Below are 17474 nucleotides of genomic sequence, written 5' to 3'. Positions count from 1 at the left end.
GTTCAATCCCTCAATGATGCCTGGAATCGCTCTTTTAATGCCTCTACACATTTGGCGACGGTAGCGGCAATCTCCTCTTCTTCGAGTGTACGGCTGGTATCCTGAAGGATAAGGCTAATAGCGAGGCTCTTGAAACCTTCTGCTACGCCCTTGCCGCGGTACACGTCAAATAAGTTTACGCCAACTACCTGATTTACGCCAACTTTCTTACATTCGGCCAAAATATCTGCTGCGGGAACGTTTTCTGCGACCACAACTGCGATATCGCGGCGGTTCGCCGGGAAGCGCGATACATCCTGCGCCTGAGGAATGACGCGGTCTGCAACGGAATTCCACTCCAGCTCGAACACAATGGTACGACCATTCAGATCCAGCTTACGCTCCAGTTCCGGGTGTACAACACCAATGAAACCAACGCGTTTGCCGTCTAAATAAATGGCCGCACTCTGGCCCGGATGCAGGGCTGGAATAGCTTCAGCGCAGAATTCAATTTCAGACAGTTTACCGGTCAGATCCAGAATCGCTTCCAGATCGCCCTTCATATCGTAGAAATCAACCGTGCCTTTTGCCAGATCCCAGTGCTCTTCGTAGCGGTTGCCGCTGATAGCACCGGCCAGCATGAGATCCTGACGGATGCCTAAATTCGCCTGAGTATCCGGTACAAAGCGCAAACCGCTTTCGAAAATGCGCACGCGGTTCTGCTGACGGTTCTGGTTGTAGACGATGGTGCCCAGCAGGCCCGTCCACAGAGACAGACGCATCGCAGACATTTCGCTGGAGATTGGGCTTGGCAGGATCAACGCCTCCTGGCCCGGGTGGATCAGCTGCTGCAGCTTAGGATCGACGAAGCTATAGGTGATCACTTCCTGATAGCCTTTGTCGTTGAGCATGGTTTTCACGCGCTTAAGGGACAGGTCGGCTTCACGGTGGGTGCCCATCACCAGACCTGCCTGCACAGGCTCGTCTGGAATGTTGTTGTAGCCGTACACGCGTGCCACTTCTTCCACCAGATCTTCTTCGATCTCCATGTCGAAACGCCAGGATGGCGCAACGGCCTTCCACTCGTCCTGGCCTTCGGTCACTTCGCAGCCCAGACGGCGCAGAATGTCTGTCACTTGTGCATCGGCAACGTGATGACCAATCAGGCGATCCAGCTTGCTGCGGCGCAGGGTAATGGTAGCGCGCTTAGGCAGCGTGGCTTCGTTGGTCACGTCGATAACCGGGCCGGCTTCGCCGCCGCAGATGTCGATCAGCAGGCGCGTTGCGCGCTCCATTGCCTTGTACTGCAGCGCCGGGTCAACGCCGCGCTCGTAGCGGTGGGATGCGTCGGTGTGCAGGCCGTGACGACGCGCGCGGCCGGTGATGGAGAGCGGGCTGAAGAACGCGCATTCCAGCAGGACGTTTTGCGTTTCATCGTTCACGCCAGAGTGTTCGCCACCGAAGATGCCGCCCATTGCCAACGCTTTGCCGTGGTCGGCGATCACCAGCGTGTCGGCGTTCAGCTTCGCTTCGCTGCCGTCCAGCAGAACCAGGGTTTCGCCCTCTTTCGCCATGCGCACAACGATGCCGCCGTCGATACGATCTTTATCGAACGCGTGCATTGGCTGGCCCAGCTCGAGAAGGACGTAGTTGGTCACGTCAACCACGGCATCGATAGAGCGGATACCGCAGCGGCGCAGCTTCTCTTTCATCCACAGCGGCGTTGGCGCCTTAACGTTAATACCTTTCACCACGCGGCCCAGGTAGCGCGGGCAAGCGTCAGCGGCGTCCACCTGGATTGGCAGCGTGTCGCTGATGGTAGCGGCAACCGGGGCAATCTCCGGCGCGTTCAGTTCGGTCTGGTTCAGCACGGCCACGTCGCGCGCCACGCCGATGATACCCAGGCAGTCGGCGCGGTTTGGCGTCACGCTGATTTCGATGGTGTTGTCATCAAGCTTCAGGTATTCGCGAATATCGGTCCCGATTGGTGCATCCAGCGGCAGCTCAATGATGCCGTTGTGGTCGTCGGAAATACCCAGCTCGGAGAAGGAGCACAGCATGCCCTCAGACGGCTCGCCGCGCAGCTTCGCCGCTTTAATTTTGAAATCGCCCGGCAGCACTGCACCGACGGTCGCCACGGCTACCTTCAGCCCCTGACGGCAGTTTGGCGCGCCGCAGACGATGTCCAGCAGGCGGTCGCCGCCCACGTTCACTTTTGTTACGCGCAGTTTGTCGGCGTTCGGGTGCTGACCGCACTCAACCACTTCGCCTACAACTACGCCGGTGAAAGCACCGGAAACCGGCTCAACGCCATCAACTTCCAGACCCGCCATGGTGATCTGGTTGGAAAGCGCGTCGCTGTCCAGCGTGGTGTTCACCCATTCGCGTAACCACAGTTCACTGAATTTCATTGTTCTGTCCTGCCCTTATTTAAACTGTTTGAGGAAACGCAGATCGTTTTCGAAGAAAGCGCGTAAATCGGTGACGCCGTAGCGCAGCATGGTCAGACGCTCCATGCCCATACCGAAGGCAAAGCCGGAGTAAACTTCCGGATCGATACCCACGTTGCGCAGCACGTTTGGATGCACCATGCCGCAGCCCAGCACTTCCAGCCATTTGCCGTTTTTACCCATCACGTCAACTTCTGCAGACGGTTCGGTGAACGGGAAGTAGGATGGACGGAAACGAACCTGCAGATCTTCCTCAAAGAAGTTGTTCAGGAAGTCGTGCAGCGTGCCCTTCAGGTTGGTAAAGCTGATGTTTTTGTCAACAATCAGGCCTTCCATCTGGTGGAACATTGGGGTGTGCGTCTGGTCGTAGTCGTTACGATACACGCGGCCCGGTGCGATAATGCGGATTGGCGGTTCCTGATCCTTCATCGTGCGGATCTGAACGCCGGAGGTCTGGGTACGCAGCAGACGCGTAGCGTCGAACCAGAAAGTGTCGTGGTCAGCGCGTGCCGGGTGATGGCCAGGAATGTTCAGGGCATCGAAGTTATGATAGTCATCTTCGATTTCCGGGCCGGTCGCCACGGTAAAGCCGAGCTCACCGAAGAAACTTTCGATGCGGTCAATGGTGCGGGTAACCGGGTGCAGGCCGCCGTTCTCAATACGACGACCCGGCAGAGAAACGTCAATCGTTTCCTGTGCCAGACGGGCATTCAGCACCGCGCTTTCGAGCTCGGCCTTACGCGCGTTCAGCGCCTGCTGTACCTGCTCTTTGGCTTCGTTAATTACCGCGCCCGCTGCCGGGCGTTCTTCTGGCGGCAGCTCACGCAGGGTAGTCATTTGAAGGGTCAGGTGCCCTTTCTTGCCCAGATATTCGACGCGGACATTGTCTAACGCGGCAACATCTGAGGCCTGGTTAATGGCGGCCGTTGCACTGGCAACCAGCTCTGCGAGATGTGACATGGTTTTCCTCATTATGTCGGTGCAGACACCGATTTGGTGGACTTATTCTCTCGAATTTAGACACAAAAAAAGCCTCCATCGGGAGGCTTAATTGGCGCTGTTTTTCGTTTCATCTTTCACGCGCTAGCCTCCTGAATTCAGGTGCTAAAGTAAAAGAAGAAGCGGAAAATAGCAGCAGTCATGCTTGCGTTACCTTGTGTGGTAAAAACCGTTAAGACCTTATTGAAAAGCCTGGACGGGTAAATGTCAATCTTATGATAGCGTTAAATGAAAAGAGGAGGCAAAGCCCCCTCTTTCAACTGGCTTATGCCAGTGCTGCTTTCGCTTTTTCGACCAGAGCGGTGAACGCTACTTTGTCGAATACTGCGATGTCAGCCAGGATCTTACGGTCGATTTCAACAGAGGCTTTTTTCAGGCCGTTGATGAATTTGCTGTAAGAAATACCGTTCTGACGTGCTGCTGCGTTGATACGCGCAATCCACAGTTGACGGAACTGACGCTTACGTTGACGACGGTCACGGTAAGCATACTGACCTGCTTTGATAACAGCCTGGAAGGCAACGCGGTAAACGCGTGAACGCGCACCGTAGTAGCCTTTAGCTTGTTTCAAAATTTTCTTGTGACGTGCACGTGCAATTACACCACGTTTTACGCGAGCCATATGTGCTCTCCTGTATCTATATTCTTAGTAAAAAAATTAAACGTTAACGGCTTATGCGTACGGCAGGCACGCGATAACCAGACCCAGATCGCCTTTAGAAACGAGGCCTTTTGGACGCAGGTGACGTTTACGCTTAGTAGATTTTTTGGTCAGAATATGACGCAGGTTTGCGTGCTTACGCTTAAATCCACCACCACCGGTTTTTTTGAAGCGCTTAGCAGCACCGCGTACGGTCTTAATTTTTGGCATCTTAATAACTTCCACTTCGCATTGTTAAATAAACGAAACATAGGCGAACAAAACCTATGAAACCCGAAGGCTCCACAGATTTTGCTGCTTGAAGGCCTTACTGTTTCTTCTTAGGAGCGAGCACCATGATCATCTGGCGGCCTTCGATCTTCGTAGGGAAGGATTCGACTACTGCCAGTTCACTCAGATCGTCACGGACGCGGTTAAGCACTTCCATACCGATCTGTTGGTGGGCCATCTCACGACCGCGGAAACGCAGTGTGATCTTGGCCTTATCGCCATCTTCCAGAAAGCGAATCAGGCTGCGGAGTTTTACCTGATAATCGCCATCGTCGGTACCAGGACGGAATTTGATTTCCTTAACCTGGATAACTTTTTGCTTCTTCTTCTGTTCCTTAGAAGACTTACTCTTTTCATAAAGGAACTTGCCGTAGTCCATGATACGACAAACTGGCGGTTCGGCGTTAGGGCTGATTTCAACTAAATCTACTCCAGCTTCTTCAGCTTTTTCGATCGCTTCTCTCAGACTCACAATCCCCAGTGGTTCGCCTTCCAGATCTGTTAAGCGAACTTCCTGGGCGCGAATCTCGCCATTGATACGATTCGGACGTGCCGTTTGAACTCGTTTTCCGCCTTTAATACCTTATTCCTCCAGTTGTTGAAGACTGCGGCTGCGAATCTCTTGTTGCAGCTTCTCAATCACTTCACTTACGTCCAGGCTCCCCAGGTCTTTACCACGGCGGGTGCGAACGGCAACTTTGCCTGCTTCCACCTCTTTATCACCACAGACCAACATATACGGGACACGACGTAAAGTGTGCTCGCGGATTTTAAAGCCAATCTTCTCATTTCTCAAGTCTGCTTTTACGCGAATGCCCGCATTTTGTAGTTTCTGCGTCAATTCTTTAACGTAATCCGCCTGAGAATCGGTAATGTTCATCACCACGACCTGCACTGGCGCAAGCCAGCTTGGGAAGAAGCCAGCGAACTCTTCGGTCAGGATGCCGATGAAGCGCTCCAGAGAACCGAGAATCGCACGGTGAATCATAACCGGTACCTGACGCTCGTTGTCTTCGCCAACATAAGAGGCGCTTAAACGCTGCGGCAGGGAGAAGTCCAGCTGTACAGTACCGCACTGCCATGCGCGATCGAGGCAGTCATACAGGGTAAATTCAATTTTCGGACCGTAGAATGCGCCCTCGCCCAGCTGATATTCGAACGGAATGCCGTTCTCTTCCAGCGCCACGGCGAGATCCGCTTCTGCGCGATCCCAGGTCTCATCGCTACCGATACGTTTTTCCGGACGCGTTGAGAGTTTGACAACGATCTTCTCGAAGCCAAAGGTGCTGTACATATCGTAGACCATACGAATACAGGCGTTAACTTCATCACGTACCTGATCTTCAGTACAGAAGATATGCGCATCATCCTGAGTAAAGCCACGAACGCGCATCAGACCGTGCAGCGCACCTGATGGCTCGTTACGGTGGCAGCTACCGAACTCCGCCATACGCAGCGGCAGGTCGCGGTAGGATTTCAGACCCTGGTTGAAGATCTGAACGTGGCCCGGGCAGTTCATTGGCTTGATGCAGTATTCACGGTTCTCGGACGAGGTGGTGAACATCGCATCTTTGTAGTTGTCCCAGTGGCCGGTTTTTTCCCACAGCACACGGTCCATCATGAACGGGCCTTTCACTTCCTGATACTGGTACTCTTTCAGCTTGGAGCGTACGAAGGTTTCCAGTTCACGGAAGATGGTCCAGCCGTCGTTATGCCAGAACACCATACCCGGCGCTTCTTCCTGCATGTGGTACAGGTCAAGCTGTTTACCGATTTTACGGTGGTCACGCTTCGCCGCCTCTTCCAGGCGCTGCAGGTAAGCATTCAGGGCTTTCTTATCAGCCCATGCGGTACCATAGATACGCTGCAACATCTTGTTGTTGCTGTCGCCACGCCAGTAGGCGCCCGCGATCTTCATCAGCTTGAAGTGATGACAGAAGCGCATGTTCGGCACGTGCGGCCCACGGCACATGTCGACGTATTCTTCATGATGGTACAAGCCTGGCTTGTCATCATGGGAAATGTTTTCGTCAAGAATAGAGACTTTATAGCTCTCGCCGCGCTTCACGAAGGTTTCACGCGCTTCGTGCCAGCTGACTTTCTTCTTGATGACGTCATAGTTGGTTTCGGCGAGCTCGTGCATACGTTTTTCGAGCGCGTCGATATCTTCCTGGGTCAGGGTATGGTCGAGATCGACGTCGTAGTAGAAACCGTTGTCGATAACCGGGCCGATCGCCATTTTGGTGTTTGGCCACAGCTGCTTGATAGCATGACCTAACAGGTGCGCACAGGAGTGACGAATGATCTCAAGACCGTCTTCGTCCTTCGCGGTGACGATCGCGAGCGTTGCGTCGCTTTCAATCAGATCGGACGCATCAACCAGTTCGCCGTTTACACGGCCAGCGATGGTCGCTTTCGCGAGTCCAGGACCGATATCCAGGGCAACATCCATTGGGCTTACAGCGTGGTCGAAATGGCGCTGGCTGCCATCAGGAAGAGTAATAACAGGCATTTTATATCCTTATTTGCAGTGATGCCCCACACATAAGAGCATATACAAAGAAAATAATCGTGATTAAACAGTAGATTACGACACCATCTGACCAACAATCGTCAAATTGGCTCGTCATCCTTCACCCACCGAAATCAGACAAAGGCGCATTTACGGCAAGCCTTGCAATGTTAACACTAACAAAAGGGAGAATGCACCCTCTGCGACCAGAATGATGTATTGGCACTTTTGTATGAATTTTCAGAGACGCAACTCCCCTGTGCTCGCATTCATCCGATGCTGGGCTACCCTTGAACAGGTCCTTAAACCCAAAGGTGCATACCATGAACGTATCCAGCCGCACGGTCGTGATCTTGAACATATTTTCAGCCACCGGTTTATTGCTGATCCTTGCCGAAAGGTTCCACTGGTTCTGACCTGAACCGCATTGTGGCATAACCCGATCTTTCTGAGAGGGGCATAACATCGCCCTTTTTGATAAACTGTCTGTATCAACTGACAAGGATTAGGTTATGCCAACAAAACGATTTGCCGTTAAACACTGGAAAATGGTATTGGTGCTGATTGCTATCTGTGGCGCAATGCTGCTGTTGCGGTGGGCTGCAATGATTTGGGGTTAAACGGCGAGATGTATTAAACCATGACCTTTTGCCTGTAAATAATATACGGGCTAAAAAACGTTAAATATCTTTGCATCCCTACGACCGAAAAAACCGGTACATCAAAATCCGGTTTTATGACGGTTGGTTGAGTGACTCAATCACAACGCGATAATAAACCTGTCAGGACCATTCCCCAGCCACCAGCTTATGGACATCGAAGGCATCATTCATTGACTGTCCGGTTGACTGCGAGCCCGGCGCAATATTTGATCCAGCCTCAACGTCTGAGGCGTGGGTAATGCCGGTTTGAGCGGTAGTGTTACTGGCAGGTTGTGTCGCTTCGTCAGCAGCAAAAACGCCAAAAGAAAGTGCGGAAAGCACCATTGCTGCTGCAGCTGTTTTGATTGTTTTCATCATCGTTATTCTCTTACTGAATTAATGCAGAACGACTTAAGGCGAAATTATGCCTGTGTTAAGAGTGTAGATCCAGATCACATTTTTGCCCAGCCGGTTTATTTATCAATTTGTGTGAAATAACGTATTTGTGTATCGCGAAGGGGAATTATGAAGAAATTAAGGAGATAGGATTGGACCATTTAATTTAAAACAGTGTTCACTTAAAAATAGCACAGTTCCGGAAAATAAAAAACGGGCCGATATTATTATCGGCCCGCCAGCATTACATTTTATACCCTAAGGAAATCGTGGTTCTGCGGTCGGTATGATCCGGCGCAGTCTCTGGCGGTGAGGAGTTCCAGGTCACGTTATACGCCACTTTCAAACCAAAGTGTTCATTGATAGCCACGTTAAGCGCCGTTTCGGAGTTAAGCGTTGTATCGTCGGCGCCAAACACGGAAACGCCCTGCGTGAATTTGGTGTTATCGGTCATCTGCCAGGCGTAAGTACCGGAGGCATAGCCGAGCGCCTGCGTTTTAGTGTCGCCGTTGGTGAACTCGTCATAACGAACGCCCGGACCGAATTCAAAACGGAAGCTGTGAACAGGTCCGTTCAGGAATTGACGACCGTAACCGGCGGTGAAGACATCGCGCTCACGATAGCCGTTGTAACGATCGGTAAGCCAGCTGGCCTGACCAAACAGGTAGTCATAATCCGTCATGTTGTAACGGCTACGTCCGCCTACTGCATATTTCTCTGAAGAACGTTCGTCGTTAGCGGAGGTGTTGCTGGCATTCCCCCACAGTGACCAGGCGGTAGTGTTTCCGTACCAGGTCAGCGTGGTGTCTGCGGTCAGGGAAGAGCTTTTCGTATTACCGGATTGTGCCAGGTAGCCTGCGTTAAGGTTACCTTCAAACGGTTTTTGCGCGGCGCTTGGATCGTCCATGACAGTAAAAACGGAATCATCGGCGGTTGCGTTCAGTGACGCAAACACACCACCCGCCAGCATCAGTGCAGCAGGAACTGTCTTCAAAAGCTTCATTTTATTAAGGAGTCCATACAACAAAAAAAGAGACCATCACGGTCTCGGAAACTTTCTTGAGGATCAATGACAAGGCGTCCAGAGAAAGGTAACAAATTATAAAAAGGCGCTAATAACATAGCAATGATTTCTTATTTCATTTTTTGAATAAGAACGATCCCAAAACGACTTTTATTTTATATGAAGCACATCGATTCTTTGTCAGTATTCATATTTAAAATCATACTGTTATTTACATTGCCTTCCTGCCAATCGGTGCCAGACTTAAAGCAACCCATGCTAAAAGGAGGTAATGATGGTTCCTATCTATACCCTAACGCTCTCTCCTTCACTCGATTCCGCGACCCAGACGCCCCAGATTTACCCGGAAGGTAAACTGCGGTGCAGCGCCCCGGTGTTTGAACCCGGCGGCGGGGGTATCAACGTAGCGCGAGCCATTACCCACCTGGGTGGCAAAGCGACGGCCATCTTCCCGGCAGGCGGCGCAACCGGTGAGCACCTGGTGTCTCTTCTGATTGACGAGCAGGTCGCGGTGCAGACGGTCGATGCCCAGGACTGGACGCGACAAAACCTGCACGTCCACGTAGGGTCCAGCGGCGAGCAGTACCGCTTTGTCATGCCCGGGGCAAAACTGAGCGACGATGAATTTCGCCAGCTGGAAGAGAAAGTCCTGACAATCGAAAGCGGTGCAATTCTTGTGATAAGCGGCAGCCTGCCGCCCGGCGTAAGCACGGAAAAATTGACCGCGCTGATACGGGCAGTGCAGCAGCGCGGCATCCGCTGCATTATCGACAGCTCCGGCGAAGCGCTCCATGCCGCCCTGGCACCGGGCAATCTTGAGCTGGTAAAACCTAACCAGAAAGAGCTGAGCGCGTTAGTCAACCGGGAACTCACCCAGCCTGATGACGTGCGTACCGCCGCCCAGGAGCTGGTGCGCAGCGGCAAGGCGCATCGCGTGGTGGTCTCTCTTGGTCCGCAGGGGGCGCTGGCGGTGGATGCCACCGATTCGGTTCAGGTGGTTCCCCCACCGATGAAAAGCCAAAGTACCGTGGGTGCAGGTGACAGTATGGTTGGCGCAATGGCGCTTAAGCTGGCGCAGGGCGCGTCGCTGCTTGAAATGGCGCGCTACGGCGTAGCGGCAGGCAGCGCGGCAACCATCAATCAGGGAACTCGACTGTGTTCACTCGCAGACACGCGTAAAATTGTCGATTATCTCTCCCGCAGCTAATGCCCTCTCCCCTTCTCAAGGAAGGGGAATTACCCTTCATGGTCGCCAAACGCAAACTATCGACTATGCTAAGAAAACTTTCATGATAACAACGAGGTGAATTATGAGCAGTGGTGACCTCACCCGCTACGTCGTAACCGTCAGCATTCATGAAGCGTCGTTGACCGAGCTCAATGAGCTGAATAACGCCTTTACCCGGGCAAATTTCCTGCTCACGCTCACTGACGATGACGGCCATATCCACGATCTGGGAACCATGACCTTTGGCCTGATTAGCGCCATCAGTAAAGAAGAAGTTCGCGCTCTTGCAGCCAGCCTGGTTGAAGGCGTGACCGACAAGCGTAGTGAAATCGATATAGACACCTGGGAAAGCTGGCAGAAAAAAGAACAATAAGTGCCCTGCATGAATTAAAACCGCTCAGGTGTGCGTTAGTTCGTATTTTTTTACCGCAATTATGCGCTAACTTTATGATCTGGCAGACAACATGGGAGAGATATCATGTGGCAGGCTATCAGTCATCTTTTAAGTGAGCAGCTGGGCGAAGGTGAAATTGAACTGCGTAACGAACTGCCAGGCGGAGAAATCCACGCCGCGTGGCATTTACGCTACGCTGGTCGCGATCTTTTCGTTAAATGCGATGAACGGGAATTACTACCCATCTTCACCGCCGAAGCCGACCAGCTGGAATTGCTGTCACGCAGCAAAACGGTCACCGTGCCCGAGGTTTGGGCAGTGGGTACCGATCGGGACTACAGCTTTCTGGTCATGGAATACCTACCCGCCCGTCCTCTGGATGCCCATAACGCGTTTATTCTCGGGCAGCAGCTCGCGCATTTGCACCAGTGGAGCGATCAGCCACAGTTTGGTTTAGATTTCGATAACGATCTGTCGACTACTCCGCAGCCCAATACCTGGCAGCGCCGCTGGTCGACGTTTTTCTCTGAACAACGTATTGGCTGGCAGCTGGAGCTGGCTGCCGAGAAAGGCCTGCAGTTTGGCAATATCGATGCGATTGTTGAACATGTTCAGCGGCGTCTAAGCTCGCATCAGCCTCAGCCTTCGCTGCTGCACGGCGACCTATGGTCCGACAACTGCGCGCTGGGGCCAAACGGCCCTTACATCTTTGACCCGGCCTGTTACTGGGGCGACAGAGAATGCGATCTTGCGATGCTGCCCCTGCACCCTGAACAGCTGCCGCAGATTTACGACGGCTATCAGTCGGTCTCACCCCTGCCGGCGGATTTCCTTGAACGCCAGCCGTTGTATCAGCTCTACACGCTGATTAACCGGGCCATCCTGTTTGGCGGCAATCATCTGGTCCAGGCTCAACGCGCGCTCGATCGCATTCTTGCGGCGTAACGGCGAAACGGGTGGCGGCTTGTCACCCGTTTCTCATCACAGAAAACCCAGCAGTGAAAAGAAGAAATATCCGGCGACAATGATGATAATCGGCAGGATATACAGCGGGAATATCTGCAGGAAAATGGTATGGCGAGGAACCACAATGCGGGATTCAATCTGCTCCCGGGTCAACCCTTCCGCCCCTTTGGCCTTCTCAAGAATCAGCTGATCCTCAACCCCCTCGCGCAGGAAGCGCGTCTGGCGGCTCATGCGCGCCCCGGACGCCTGCAGCGCCATCGCAATAAAGATCAGCGCATAAATCACCCAAAAGCCAATATTCATCTGCTGATGGAAGTCCGGCGTGGGTGAGTTGAACCAGAAAAAATTCAGGAAGGGTGTGTTAAAACGCATCATCTCGATCATGACATGTGCAAAATCAAGCATTACCGCATTGATACCCGGCTGCTTTTCGCTGTGATCGTACATAAATTTGAGCACAGAAATCAGCGTAGAAATGATGGCTGGAATAAAAATCACCCAACCGGCAATACGTTTCAAGACTGCAATGCGTCCAGCTTGTTGATACGTCATCAGTTCCCCTTCGAATAGACGCGTTATTTGTGCCTAAGTCTACCTGCTGCTCATGATTTTCGCCCGATCTTTGAAGACAATATGCTAAATTGCAGTCAGTGCTTAGCACTTATCGTCTGTCGTACACCTTAGATAAGGAGACGTTGTGATGTCGACACCGCGCCAGATACTTGCCGCTATTTTTGACATGGATGGATTGCTGATCGATTCCGAACCGCTATGGGATCGCGCCGAACTGGACGTCATGGCCAGCCTGGGCGTGGATATCAGCCGCCGTAATGAGCTTCCGGATACGCTTGGCCTGCGTATCGATATGGTCGTAGAGCTGTGGTATGCCCACCAGCCCTGGGTCGGCCCGGACCGCGATGAAGTGACCGCGCGTATTATCAACCGCGCCATTTCACTGGTTGAAGAGAACAAGCCGCTGCTGCCCGGCGTACGCGAGGCTATCGCCCTGTGTAAAGCGCAAGGCTTAAAAGTCGGGCTCGCCTCCGCCTCACCGCTGCATATGCTGGAAAAAGTGCTGACCATGTTCGATCTGCGCGAGAGCTTCGACGCGCTGGCCTCGGCGGAAAAGCTGCCGTACAGCAAGCCGCACCCGCAGGTTTATATGGACTGCGCGGCCAGGCTGGGTCTCGATCCGCTCACCTGCGTGGCGCTGGAAGATTCCGTTAACGGCATGGTGGCCTCTAAGGCCGCACGCATGCGCTCCATTGTTGTCCCTGCCGAAGAGGGTCGTGACGATCCCCGTTTCGCGCTGGCGGACGTGAAGCTGACGTCACTGTCTGCCCTGACGGCAGAGCATCTTCGCGGCGAATAATCTTCCCCTCAGGCAGCCTCCCGCTGCCTGGCTTTAAAAATAAAACATCATTTCAATTTATTTGCTTTTATGAAGTTCGCCTCCTATCCTTAGCGTCAGAATGACAATAACCCTACTTCTGAGGCGCGTATGATACTGGATGCTTTCACTCTTTCAGGAAAAGTGGCCGTCGTTACCGGCTGTGATACCGGACTGGGGCAAGGAATGGCCGTGGCGCTGGCACAGGCCGGGTGCGATATCGTTGGCGTAAACCGCAAGGTGCCTGAAGAAACGGCGCGCCGCGTCACCGCGCTCGGAAGGCGATTTATGGCGATTCGCGCCGATCTCGGTCTGCAGGATAGCCTTCAGAGCGTCGTGGACAGCGCTGTTGCCGAAATGGGCCGTATTGATATTCTGGTGAATAACGCCGGAACCATCCGTCGGGAGGATGCTCTGACGTTCAGCGAAAAAGACTGGGATGACGTCGTTAACCTGAACCTCAAGTCGGTCTTTTTTCTTTCGCAGGCGGTAGCGAAACAGTTTATTCGTCAGGGTCGGGGCGGCAAAATTATCAATATTGCCTCAATGCTCTCTTTTCAGGGCGGCATCCGCGTGCCCTCTTACACGGCGTCCAAAAGCGGCGTTTTGGGCATCACCCGCCTGCTGGCAAACGAGTGGGCGACGCACGGCATCAACGTCAATGCCATCGCGCCGGGTTACATGGCGACAAATAATACCCAGCAGCTGCGCGATGACGAGCAGCGCAGCCAGGAGATCCTTGACCGTATTCCCGCCGGGCGCTGGGGTCTGCCGGAAGATTTGCAGGGTCCGATTGTATTTTTGGCCTCTCAGGCGTCGGACTATGTCAATGGTCATACGCTCGCCGTAGACGGCGGCTGGCTGGCGCGCTAGCGCCGCGCTGTGACAAAGAGTTACACCGTCACCTCTTCCGTGCACTGTATAAAAACCCTATACTGTATGAATCGACAGTTTTGTGGGTTTAATCATGACGGCGGAAGGTCACCTGCTTTTTTCCATTGCCTGTGCAGTGTTTGCTAAAAACGCTGAGCTGACCCCTGTGCTGGCGCAGGGGGATTGGTGGCATATTGTCCCCTCCGCCGTACTGACCTGCCTGCTTCCCGATATCGATCACCCCAAGTCGTTTCTGGGGCAGCGGCTGAAGTGGATATCTAAACCTATCGCACGGGCGTTTGGGCATCGCGGATTTACCCATAGCCTGCTGGCCGTCTTTGGCCTGCTCACGCTTTTCTATTTGAAAGTGCCTGAAAGCTGGATAGTCCCGGCCGATGCCATTCAGGGAATGGTGCTCGGCTATTTGAGCCATATCCTGGCCGATATGCTGACGCCTGCGGGCGTGCCGCTGCTGTGGCCCTGCCGCTGGCGCTTTCGCTTCCCTATTCTTGCCCCGCAAAAAGGCAACCAGCTGGAGCGCGTATTGTGTATGGCGCTTTTCGCCTATGCCGTCTGGATGCCGCAGACATTGCCCGAAAACAGTGCAGTGCGCTGGTCATCGCAGATGATAAATTCGCTGCAGTTTCAGTTTAATCGTTTTATTAATCACCAGATTGAGCAGTAAACCGACAAAATCATTCCGTTTGTCATAAACCATTCCATTTGGATATAAGCGCGACATCACACTTCTGCTAATCTTGCGCCAACAGGATCGGTAAAAACCGACCGTATAATAAATCAGGAGAACGGGGATGAATTTTCCACTCATCGCGAACATTGTCGTGTTCGTCGTATTGCTATTGCTTCTCGCGCAGGCGCGCCACAAACAGTGGAGCCTGGCGAAAAAAGTACTCGTCGGTCTGGGAATGGGTGTTGTATTTGGTCTGGCATTGCAGGCTATTTACGGCTCAGATAACCCGGTCCTGAAAGACTCTATTCAGTGGTTTAATATCGTCGGTAACGGCTATGTTCAGCTTCTGCAGATGATCGTTATGCCGCTGGTGTTTGCCTCTATTCTGAGCGCCGTCGCCCGTCTGCATAATGCGACCCAGCTGGGTAAAATCAGCTTCCTGACCATCGGGACCCTGCTGTTCACCACGCTGATTGCGGCGCTGGTGGGCGTGCTGGTAACCAACCTGTTTGGCCTGACCGCCGAAGGTCTGGTTCAGGGGACCGCTGAAACGGCGCGTCTCACCGCGATTCAGACCAACTACGTGGGTAAACTTGCTGACCTGACCGTTCCGCAGATGGTTCTGTCCTTCATTCCGAAGAATCCGTTTGCTGACCTGACCGGTGCAAGCCCAACCTCCATCATCAGCGTAGTGATCTTCGCGGCCTTCCTGGGCGTAGCCGCGCTGAAGCTGCTGAAAGACGACGCGCCGAAAGGTGAACGCGTTCTCACCGCTATCGATACCCTGCAGAGCTGGGTAATGAAGCTGGTCCGTCTGGTGATGCAGCTGACGCCATACGGCGTGCTGGCGCTGATGACCAAAGTGGTTGCCGGTTCTAACCTGCAGGACATCATTAAGCTGGGTAGCTTCGTGATTGCCTCTTACCTGGGCCTGGGCATTATGTTTGTGGTGCACGGTATCCTGCTGGGCGTGAACGGCGTGAGCCCGCTGAAATACTTCCGCAAGGTATGGCCGGTGCTGACCTTCGCGTTCACCAGCCGTTCCAGCGCAGCCTCCATTCCGCTGAACGTGGAAGCGCAGACCCGCCGCCTGGGCGTGCCGGAGTCTATCGCCAGCTTCTCTGCCTCCTTTGGTGCCACCATTGGTCAGAACGGCTGTGCGGGCCTCTATCCGGCGATGCTGGCGGTGATGGTTGCGCCAACCGTGGGGATTAACCCGCTCGATCCGGTCTGGATTGCAACGCTGGTGGGCATTGTGACCATCAGTTCCGCAGGCGTTGCGGGTGTTGGCGGTGGCGCGACCTTCGCTGCGCTGATTGTCCTGCCCGCTCTGGGCCTGCCGGTAACGCTGGTTGCGCTGCTGATCTCCGTTGAGCCGCTGATCGACATGGGGCGTACCGCGCTGAACGTGAGCGGTTCCATGACGGCCGGTACGCTGACCAGCCAGTGGCTGAAGCAGACCGACAAAGCCATTCTGGAAGGTGAAGACGATGCCGAGCTGGCGCATCGTTAATCACTGTTGAAATAAAAAAACCGCCTGAGTGAAGTGAACCCCGAAAGTTGGACATCCAACGATTAGGGGTTTTGCGTTTCAATGGGCAGAAAAAAATATTCATCTGAATTCAAGCAACAAGTTGTTCTCCACTATCTGAACAGTGGTGACGGTGCAAAGAAAACGGCCAGGCTGTTCGGCGTCGATCACGGAGCGGTCAGACGCTGGACTGAACACTGGAAAGTGAACGGGGTGAACGGTTTTTCCATTCCTACCAGAGCTTACTCTGCTGAGTTCAAAGAGTCTGTTGTGCTCTGGATGCAGCAACACAACAAGTCATCCCGGAAAGCTGCGGCGGAGTTTTGCATCGCAACCGCTTATACTGTCAGCAAGTGGGAGCGCCTTTACCGTGAAGGCGGTGTTATTGCCTTACAAGATAAACCCAGAGGGCGTCCGGTGAAGTCTGGTAAGAACGAAACGTCAGATAAAAAACTTAAAAATTCCCCTCCAGCGTTTCAGAGCGTTGAAGAAGAGCTTGAATACTTGAGGGCGGAAAATGCCTACCTAAAAAAGCTTCAGGCCTTGATTCGGGAAAAGCAGAAGACAAAGCAAAAATAATTACCGAATTGAGGCAAAACCATAACCTGAGGATGCTGCTTCATATAGCAGGATTGCCTCGCAGCACTTACTACTGGCACGTTAGGGCGGAGGACAGTGGAGAGCGCTATGAGGGCGAACAGCAAAGAATAGCCGCACTGTTTCATTATCATAAAGGACGATATGGTTACCGCCGCATTACCCTGGCGTTGCGCAATGAAGGCTACGGCATAAATCATAAAACAGTACGAAAACTGATGCGTAAGATGGGGCTGGCCTCATGCCTGAGAAGCAAGAAGTATCAGTCATACAAAGGTACCTACGGTAAAATCGCACCAAACATCCTGTCTCGTAATTTTAAGGCCAGCAGTCCAAACCAGAAATGGGTTACAGACGTGACCGAGTTCAACGTAAAAGGAACAAAGCTATATTTGTCACCAGTACTGGATCTGTATAACAGCGAGATAATAGCCTGGCATATGACGACGCATCCGGGAATGAACCTGGTCGACAACATGCTCAGCAAGGCCATACAGCGGCTAAAGCCAGATGAAAGACCGATACTGCACTCTGATCAGGGCTGGCAATATCAGATGGCACGGTATCAGGAAAAGCTTAAGGTTAAAGGTATAGAGCAAAGCATGTCGCGCAAAGGAAACTGTCAGGACAATGCAGTGATAGAAAACTTTTTTGGTCTGTTGAAGACAGAATGTTGGTACCACGAAGAGTATGAAAATACGGACCATCTACGAAAAGTAGTGGAAGAGTACATCCATTATTACAACAACGAACGAATCAAGCTAAAACTAAACGGCCTGAGTCCAGTACAATACCGAACTCAGGCTATGTCAGCCGCCAGTTAAGAAAGTGTCCAATATATGGGGTTCACTTCATGAGGCGGTTTTTTTATG

Annotated in this window: 20 protein-coding genes and 1 other annotated feature; of the genes, 10 read left to right on the top strand and 10 right to left on the bottom strand. The window is 52.9% G+C overall.

Going from position 1 to position 17474, the window contains the following annotated elements; genetic code table 11:
* Positions 1 to 2: 2 nt before the first annotated feature.
* The 7 genes from pheT to thrS form a co-directional block, all read right to left on the bottom strand.
* Positions 3 to 2390 (bottom strand): phenylalanine--tRNA ligase subunit beta, encoded by a 2388-nt coding sequence (pheT, locus tag VPX56_RS09525; protein ID WP_326471339.1) that lies wholly within the window; start codon positions 2388 to 2390, stop codon positions 3 to 5.
* A 15-nt stretch (positions 2391 to 2405) separates the two neighbouring features.
* Positions 2406 to 3389: a phenylalanine--tRNA ligase subunit alpha gene (pheS, locus tag VPX56_RS09520; RefSeq protein WP_263609307.1), complete on the bottom strand. Its 984-nt coding sequence runs from the start codon at positions 3387 to 3389 to the stop codon at positions 2406 to 2408.
* Between the two features lie 62 nt (positions 3390 to 3451).
* Positions 3452 to 3576, bottom strand: a sequence feature (Phe leader region).
* The gene (gene pheM, locus VPX56_RS09515) at positions 3527 to 3571 is read right to left on the bottom strand and encodes a pheST operon leader peptide PheM (protein WP_165500720.1); all 45 of its coding nucleotides are present in this window, start codon (positions 3569 to 3571) and stop codon (positions 3527 to 3529) included. Its footprint overlaps the feature before it by 45 nt.
* Before the next feature lie 117 nt (positions 3577 to 3693).
* Entirely contained in the window at positions 3694 to 4050 is a 357-nt protein-coding gene (gene rplT, locus VPX56_RS09510; protein ID WP_000124850.1) for a 50S ribosomal protein L20, read from the bottom strand.
* Positions 4051 to 4101: 51 nt separating this feature from the next.
* Positions 4102 to 4299, bottom strand: a complete 198-nt coding sequence (rpmI, locus tag VPX56_RS09505; protein WP_003030583.1) for a 50S ribosomal protein L35 — start codon at positions 4297 to 4299, stop codon at positions 4102 to 4104.
* Between the two features lie 97 nt (positions 4300 to 4396).
* Positions 4397 to 4939, bottom strand: coding sequence for a translation initiation factor IF-3 (gene infC, locus VPX56_RS09500; protein ID WP_014069901.1), 543 nt, complete (start codon positions 4937 to 4939; stop codon positions 4397 to 4399).
* Positions 4940 to 4942: 3 nt separating this feature from the next.
* Positions 4943 to 6871 carry a threonine--tRNA ligase gene (gene thrS / locus VPX56_RS09495; protein ID WP_326471336.1) on the bottom strand — a complete coding sequence of 643 codons (1929 nt, stop codon included), beginning with the start codon at positions 6869 to 6871 and terminating at the stop codon, positions 4943 to 4945.
* A gap of 323 nt (positions 6872 to 7194) precedes the next feature.
* On the opposite strand from thrS, the gene yncL reads away from it, so the two are divergent.
* Together yncL and yniD are read left to right on the top strand one after the other, a co-directional pair.
* Positions 7195 to 7287, top strand: coding sequence for a stress response membrane protein YncL (gene yncL, locus VPX56_RS09490; protein ID WP_155962773.1), 93 nt, complete (start codon positions 7195 to 7197; stop codon positions 7285 to 7287).
* A gap of 96 nt (positions 7288 to 7383) precedes the next feature.
* Positions 7384 to 7491 (top strand): small membrane protein YniD, encoded by a 108-nt coding sequence (gene yniD / locus VPX56_RS09485; protein WP_008500658.1) that lies wholly within the window; start codon positions 7384 to 7386, stop codon positions 7489 to 7491.
* A gap of 162 nt (positions 7492 to 7653) precedes the next feature.
* On the opposite strand, the gene VPX56_RS09480 is transcribed toward yniD, so the two are convergent.
* Positions 7654 to 7887, bottom strand: a complete 234-nt coding sequence (locus VPX56_RS09480; RefSeq protein WP_263609497.1) for a YdgH/BhsA/McbA family protein — start codon at positions 7885 to 7887, stop codon at positions 7654 to 7656.
* A gap of 265 nt (positions 7888 to 8152) precedes the next feature.
* Positions 8153 to 8911 carry a DUF481 domain-containing protein gene (locus tag VPX56_RS09475; protein ID WP_263609306.1) on the bottom strand — a complete coding sequence of 253 codons (759 nt, stop codon included), beginning with the start codon at positions 8909 to 8911 and terminating at the stop codon, positions 8153 to 8155.
* Positions 8912 to 9206: 295 nt separating this feature from the next.
* On the opposite strand from VPX56_RS09475, the gene pfkB reads away from it, so the two are divergent.
* The 3 genes from pfkB to VPX56_RS09460 all read left to right on the top strand — a co-directional run bounded on the left by pfkB (position 9207) and on the right by VPX56_RS09460 (position 11499).
* A complete protein-coding gene (pfkB, locus tag VPX56_RS09470; RefSeq protein ID WP_326472004.1) occupies positions 9207 to 10139 on the top strand; it encodes a 6-phosphofructokinase II in 933 nt (310 codons plus the stop codon).
* A gap of 103 nt (positions 10140 to 10242) precedes the next feature.
* A complete protein-coding gene (gene ghoS, locus VPX56_RS09465) occupies positions 10243 to 10533 on the top strand; it encodes a type V toxin-antitoxin system endoribonuclease antitoxin GhoS (protein ID WP_326471332.1) in 291 nt (96 codons plus the stop codon).
* Positions 10534 to 10638: 105 nt separating this feature from the next.
* Entirely contained in the window at positions 10639 to 11499 is an 861-nt protein-coding gene (locus VPX56_RS09460; protein WP_131634389.1) for a fructosamine kinase family protein, read from the top strand.
* Between the two features lie 36 nt (positions 11500 to 11535).
* Here the strand turns inward: VPX56_RS09460 and VPX56_RS09455 are convergent, their stop codons facing one another.
* The gene (locus VPX56_RS09455; protein ID WP_131634388.1) at positions 11536 to 12072 is read right to left on the bottom strand and encodes a YniB family protein; all 537 of its coding nucleotides are present in this window, start codon (positions 12070 to 12072) and stop codon (positions 11536 to 11538) included.
* Positions 12073 to 12220: 148 nt separating this feature from the next.
* Here VPX56_RS09455 and hxpB point away from each other — a divergent pair, with 148 nt between their 5' ends.
* The 5 genes from hxpB to VPX56_RS09430 all read left to right on the top strand — a co-directional run bounded on the left by hxpB (position 12221) and on the right by VPX56_RS09430 (position 17426).
* Positions 12221 to 12892, top strand: a complete 672-nt coding sequence (gene hxpB / locus VPX56_RS09450) for a hexitol phosphatase HxpB (RefSeq protein WP_131634387.1) — start codon at positions 12221 to 12223, stop codon at positions 12890 to 12892.
* Between the two features lie 129 nt (positions 12893 to 13021).
* Positions 13022 to 13783: a 2-dehydro-3-deoxy-D-gluconate 5-dehydrogenase KduD gene (gene kduD, locus VPX56_RS09445; protein WP_263609304.1), complete on the top strand. Its 762-nt coding sequence runs from the start codon at positions 13022 to 13024 to the stop codon at positions 13781 to 13783.
* Positions 13784 to 13877: 94 nt separating this feature from the next.
* A complete protein-coding gene (locus VPX56_RS09440; protein ID WP_131634385.1) occupies positions 13878 to 14468 on the top strand; it encodes a metal-dependent hydrolase in 591 nt (196 codons plus the stop codon).
* 127 nt (positions 14469 to 14595) lie between these two features.
* Entirely contained in the window at positions 14596 to 15987 is a 1392-nt protein-coding gene (locus tag VPX56_RS09435; protein ID WP_131634384.1) for an L-cystine transporter, read from the top strand.
* A gap of 81 nt (positions 15988 to 16068) precedes the next feature.
* A protein-coding gene (locus tag VPX56_RS09430) for an IS3 family transposase (protein ID WP_326471326.1) occupies positions 16069 to 17426 on the top strand; the annotation gives its coding sequence in 2 pieces (ribosomal slippage) (positions 16069 to 16531 and positions 16531 to 17426; 1359 coding nt in all).
* Positions 17427 to 17474: the final 48 nt, after the last annotated feature.

This window comes from Enterobacter wuhouensis (assembly GCF_035835995.1).
GTDB lineage: Bacteria > Pseudomonadota > Gammaproteobacteria > Enterobacterales > Enterobacteriaceae > Enterobacter > Enterobacter wuhouensis.
This window is presented reverse-complemented; position numbering and strand designations above follow the sequence as displayed.

Excerpts from the sequence above, each read along its gene's own strand:
- pheT (WP_326471339.1), bottom strand. The coding sequence starts at position 2,390 with ATGAAATTCAGTGAACTGTGGTTACGCGAATGGGTGAACACCACGCTG.
- pheS (WP_263609307.1), bottom strand. The coding sequence starts at position 3,389 with ATGTCACATCTCGCAGAGCTGGTTGCCAGTGCAACGGCCGCCATTAAC.
- rplT (WP_000124850.1), bottom strand. The coding sequence starts at position 4,050 with ATGGCTCGCGTAAAACGTGGTGTAATTGCACGTGCACGTCACAAGAAA.
- rpmI (WP_003030583.1), bottom strand. The coding sequence starts at position 4,299 with ATGCCAAAAATTAAGACCGTACGCGGTGCTGCTAAGCGCTTCAAAAAA.
- thrS (WP_326471336.1), bottom strand. The coding sequence starts at position 6,871 with ATGCCTGTTATTACTCTTCCTGATGGCAGCCAGCGCCATTTCGACCAC.
- yncL (WP_155962773.1), top strand. The coding sequence starts at position 7,195 with ATGAACGTATCCAGCCGCACGGTCGTGATCTTGAACATATTTTCAGCC.
- yniD (WP_008500658.1), top strand. The coding sequence starts at position 7,384 with ATGCCAACAAAACGATTTGCCGTTAAACACTGGAAAATGGTATTGGTG.
- VPX56_RS09480 (WP_263609497.1), bottom strand. The coding sequence starts at position 7,887 with ATGAAAACAATCAAAACAGCTGCAGCAGCAATGGTGCTTTCCGCACTT.
- VPX56_RS09475 (WP_263609306.1), bottom strand. The coding sequence starts at position 8,911 with ATGAAGCTTTTGAAGACAGTTCCTGCTGCACTGATGCTGGCGGGTGGT.
- pfkB (WP_326472004.1), top strand. The coding sequence starts at position 9,207 with ATGGTTCCTATCTATACCCTAACGCTCTCTCCTTCACTCGATTCCGCG.
- ghoS (WP_326471332.1), top strand. The coding sequence starts at position 10,243 with ATGAGCAGTGGTGACCTCACCCGCTACGTCGTAACCGTCAGCATTCAT.
- VPX56_RS09460 (WP_131634389.1), top strand. The coding sequence starts at position 10,639 with ATGTGGCAGGCTATCAGTCATCTTTTAAGTGAGCAGCTGGGCGAAGGT.
- VPX56_RS09455 (WP_131634388.1), bottom strand. The coding sequence starts at position 12,072 with ATGACGTATCAACAAGCTGGACGCATTGCAGTCTTGAAACGTATTGCC.
- hxpB (WP_131634387.1), top strand. The coding sequence starts at position 12,221 with ATGTCGACACCGCGCCAGATACTTGCCGCTATTTTTGACATGGATGGA.
- kduD (WP_263609304.1), top strand. The coding sequence starts at position 13,022 with ATGATACTGGATGCTTTCACTCTTTCAGGAAAAGTGGCCGTCGTTACC.
- VPX56_RS09440 (WP_131634385.1), top strand. The coding sequence starts at position 13,878 with ATGACGGCGGAAGGTCACCTGCTTTTTTCCATTGCCTGTGCAGTGTTT.
- VPX56_RS09435 (WP_131634384.1), top strand. The coding sequence starts at position 14,596 with ATGAATTTTCCACTCATCGCGAACATTGTCGTGTTCGTCGTATTGCTA.